The organism is Streptomyces sp. NPDC057654, from assembly GCF_042800135.1.
In the GTDB taxonomy this organism is placed as follows: Bacteria; Actinomycetota; Actinomycetes; order Streptomycetales; family Streptomycetaceae; genus Streptomyces.
In genome coordinates this window covers 1-3,739 of record NZ_JBHVHQ010000844.1, presented here as the reverse complement: position 1 = coordinate 3,739, position 3,739 = coordinate 1, and the positions used below count along the sequence as shown (strand labels likewise).

Genomic DNA, 3,739 nt, shown 5'->3' with positions numbered 1-3,739 from the left:
CAGTTGACCCGGATGCCCTCGCGGACGTGGTCGGCGGCCATGGCGAGGGTGAGTGAGAGGACGGCGCCCTTGCTCGCCGAGTACAGGGCGCGCTGCGGGAGCCCGGCGGTGGCGGCGATGGAGCAGGTGTTGACGATCGCGGCGTGCGCGGAACGCCGCAGATGGGGAAGGGCAGCCCGGCTCGTGCGGACGACGCCCATGACGTTGACATCGAGTACGCGGCGCCATTCCTCGTCGTCGTTGTCGGCGACGGTGCCGGCGGCGCCGATGCCGGCGTTGTTGACCAGGACGTCAAGGCCGCCGAGGTCGGCGGTGGCCGCGTGGACCGCCGCGCGTACGGACGCGTCGTCGCCGACGTCGGCCGCGTAGCCCAGCAGCGGCTTCTCGGCCGCCTCGGGGTCGAGGTCGAGCACCGCGACGCGGGCGCCGCGCTCGGCGAGGAGCCGGGCCGTCGCCAGTCCGATGCCCGAACCCCCGCCGGTTACCAGGGCGTTGAGCCCCTGAAAGTCCGTCATGCCGCTGCTCCTTCTGATCCGTTTGGTCCGTCGGTGCCGTTTGATCCGTCGGTGCCGTTCGGCCCTCGGGCGGCGCGGTCGGCGACCCAGAAGTCGCCGTCCGGGTAGGTGTACGCGGCGATGGACTCGGGCCGCATGGCGGCCGAGAAGCCGGGGGCGAGCGGTGCTTCGTAGTGGCCGTCGCGGATGCGCACGGGCTCGGTGAAGTGCTCGTGGAGGTGGCCGACGTACTCGATGACGCGGTCGTCGGTCGTCCCGGAGAGCGCCGCGTAGTCGAACATCGACAGGTGCTGTACGAGCTCGCAGAGCCCGACGCCGCCCGCGTGCGGGCAGACGGGGACGCCGTATTTGGCGGCCAGCAGCAGGATGGCGAGGTTCTCGTTGACGCCGCCGACGCGGGCCGCGTCGATCTGGAGGACGTCGAGCGCGTCGGCCTGGAGCAGTTGCTTGAAGACGATCCGGTTCTGTACGTGCTCGCCGGTGGCGACCTTGACCGGGGCGACGGCGCGGCGGACGGCGGCGTGGCCGAGCACGTCGTCGGGGCTGGTGGGCTCCTCGATCCAGTAGGGGTCGAACTCGGCGAGCGCGTTGGTCCAGTCGATGGCCTCGCGGACGTTCCAGCGCTGGTTGGCGTCGATGGCGATGCGGATGCCGGGTCCGACGGCGGCGCGGGCGGTGCGCATCCGCCGGATGTCGTCGTCGAGGTCCGCGCCGACCTTGAGCTTGATCTGGGTGAAGCCGTCGGCCGCGTCGGTGCGGAGCACCAGGTAGGCGGCGGAGTAGTCGGGGTCGGGGTTCATCGCGTCCGAGCCGTCGAGCTCCCGCGAGGTGGGGAACCGGATGTCGTACGTGTCGAGCGCGGTGACGCGCGGGACAGTTGAAGACACGGTGGGCCTCTCAGGCTCGGGCGGAGGCCCGGCGCCGGCCGCCGGACCCTTCGAAGTCGGGATAGTCGGGGTAGTTCAGGTGGTCGGGGCAGTTCAGGTGGTCGGGGTGGGCAGGGTGGTCGGGGTCGCCTGTGCGGGACACGGGCGCTCAGTCCTGGGCTCTGCCGGTCGTCACCCGGGCGATCATCAGGGCGATGAGGATGATGCCGCCGTAGATGGCCTGGATCCAGAAGGACGGCACCTGGGCGAGGGTCAGCAGGTTCTGTACGACGCCGAGGAGCAGTACGCCGGTGAGGGCGCCGAACATCGTCCCCTTGCCGCCGTCGAGGCTGATGCCGCCGATGACCGCGGCCGCGAAGACCGTGAAGATCATGTTCTGGCCCTGGTTGGCGTTGATCGCGCCGACGTAGCCGGTCTGCATCAGCCCGCCCACGGAGGCCAGGATTCCGGCGACGATGTAGACGCCGAGCATGACCCGCTGGACGCGGATGCCGGCGGCGGCCGCGGCATCGGGGTTGCCGCCGATGGCGTACAGGGCGCGGCCCCAGCGGTGGTACTTGAGCATGAAGCCCGCGGCGCCGAAGCAGGCGGCGGCCAGCCAGACGGAGAGCGGGATGGTCGCGAAGGTGCTGGTGGCGAGGGTGTAGAAGGCGTCGGGCATGCCGAAGAGGGTCTTGCCCTTGGTCGCGCCGACGAGCAGGCCGCGCAGCACGATCAGCATGGCGAGGGTGACGATGAAGGCGTTGAGGCGGAGCTTGACGACGAGGACGCCGTTGAACGCGCCGATGGCCGCGCCCACGACGACGATGGCGAGGAGCGCCGCGCCGGTCGGCCACTGGGTGCCGAATCCGGCCTGGGCGGCGGGCAGCACGAGCAGCGCGCCGAGGGCGGGGGCGATGCCGACGACGGACTCCAGGGACAGATCGAACTTGCCGGTGATCAGTACCAGCGATTCGGCGAGCACCACCATGGCGAGGGCGGCGGACGCGCCGAGGATGGAGATGATGTTCCGTTCGGTGAGGAACGAGTCGTTGAGCAGCGCGCCGAGCACGAGCATCAGGATGAGGGCGGGTACGAGCGCCAACTCCCGTGCTCTGCGCAGCAGTACGGACTTGCCGGCGGCCCGGCCGCGTTCGGCGGCGGTGCGCTCCCCGGCGGTCTCCGAGGCCGACGGGGCCTTGGTGTCAGCCACGGTCCACTCCTTTGCTTCCGTCGACCTCGTCGATCGCGTCGATTCCGTCGGTCTCGTCGATTCCTTCGATCGAGGCGATCAGCTCGTGCTCTCCCCAGCCGGCCGGCAGGTCGGCGACGACGCGGCCGTGGAAAAGCACCAGGACCCGGTCGCAGCGGCGCAGGTCGTCGATCTCGTCGGAGACGACGAGCACGGCGGTGCCGTCCTCGCTGGCGCTGTCCGCCCGGGCGAGCAGCGATTCCTTGGATTTCACGTCCACGCCCGCGGTGGGGTTGATGAGGATGAGCAGCCGGGGGTCGCCGGCCAGGGCGCGGGCCATCACGACCTTCTGCGCGTTGCCGCCGGAGAGGTCGGAGACCGGCTGGTCGGGGCCTTCGGCGTGGATGTCGAGGCGGCGGATCAGTGCCTGGGCGAGGGTCCGCTTGCGGGCGGTGGAGACGAAGCCGTACCGGCCGAGGCGGTGCGGGACGCTCATGGTGGCGTTGTCGCCGATGGTCATGCCGGAGACGAGGCCCTGTTCGTGGCGGTCGCGCGGTACGCAGCCGACTCCGGCCCTGAGCGTCGCGGGCACATCGCCGAACGGCAGTGGTTCGCCGTCGAGTTCGGCCGTTCCGGAGGCGGGTGTGCGGAGCCCGGCGAGGGATTCGGCGAGCTGGATCTTGCCGCTGGCGCTGCTGCCGGCGAGCCCGACGACCTCGCCCTCGCGGATGGTGAGGTCCACGGCTTCGTACGCCTCGCCGGTCAGCTGACGTACCGCCAGGCGTACGGGCGCGTCCTCCGCGTCGGCGCCGGCGATGGTGCGGGCGGCGGCGCTGCGGGCGGCGGGGGCGGACTCCCCCGCCATGGCCTCGACGAGGGCGGCGCGCGGGAGGTCGGCGACGGGGGCGGTGGTGATCCAGCGGGCGTCGCGGAGCACGGTGACGGTCTGGCAGACCTCGTAGACCTCTTGGAGGTGGTGCGAGATGAACAGGAAGGTCACCCCGGACGCCTGGAGGGCCCGCATACGGGTGAAGAGCCGTTCGATCTCGCGGTTGTCGAGCTGGGCGGTGGGTTCGTCGAGGACGATGAAGCGGGCGCCGAAGGACAGGGCGCGGGCGATCTCGACCATCTGGCGGTCCTCGACCTTGAGGTCGGCGGTGCGGGCG

General features: G+C 71.3%; 5 protein-coding genes. All 5 read right to left on the bottom strand.

Features of this window, described 5'->3' with window-relative positions; translation table 11 throughout:
* The coding region (locus ACFU99_RS36980) for an SDR family NAD(P)-dependent oxidoreductase (RefSeq protein ID WP_384401044.1) at positions 1–515 on the bottom strand (515 nt) is incomplete at its 3' end.
* The gene (locus tag ACFU99_RS36975) at positions 512–1,402 is read right to left on the bottom strand and encodes an enolase C-terminal domain-like protein (RefSeq protein ID WP_384401041.1); all 891 of its coding nucleotides are present in this window, start codon (positions 1,400–1,402) and stop codon (positions 512–514) included. The genes ACFU99_RS36975 and ACFU99_RS36980, both read right to left, overlap by 4 nt.
* Positions 1,403–1,412: 10 nt before the next feature.
* Positions 1,413–1,544, bottom strand: a complete 132-nt coding sequence (locus ACFU99_RS36970; RefSeq protein ID WP_384401038.1) for a hypothetical protein — start codon at positions 1,542–1,544, stop codon at positions 1,413–1,415.
* A 6-nt stretch (positions 1,545–1,550) separates the two neighbouring features.
* Positions 1,551–2,594, bottom strand: a complete 1,044-nt coding sequence (locus ACFU99_RS36965; RefSeq protein WP_384401035.1) for an ABC transporter permease — start codon at positions 2,592–2,594, stop codon at positions 1,551–1,553.
* Positions 2,587–3,739: ATP-binding cassette domain-containing protein (locus ACFU99_RS36960; RefSeq protein ID WP_384401032.1), on the bottom strand; the 1,153-nt coding region annotated here is incomplete at its 5' end. The genes ACFU99_RS36965 and ACFU99_RS36960, both read right to left, overlap by 8 nt.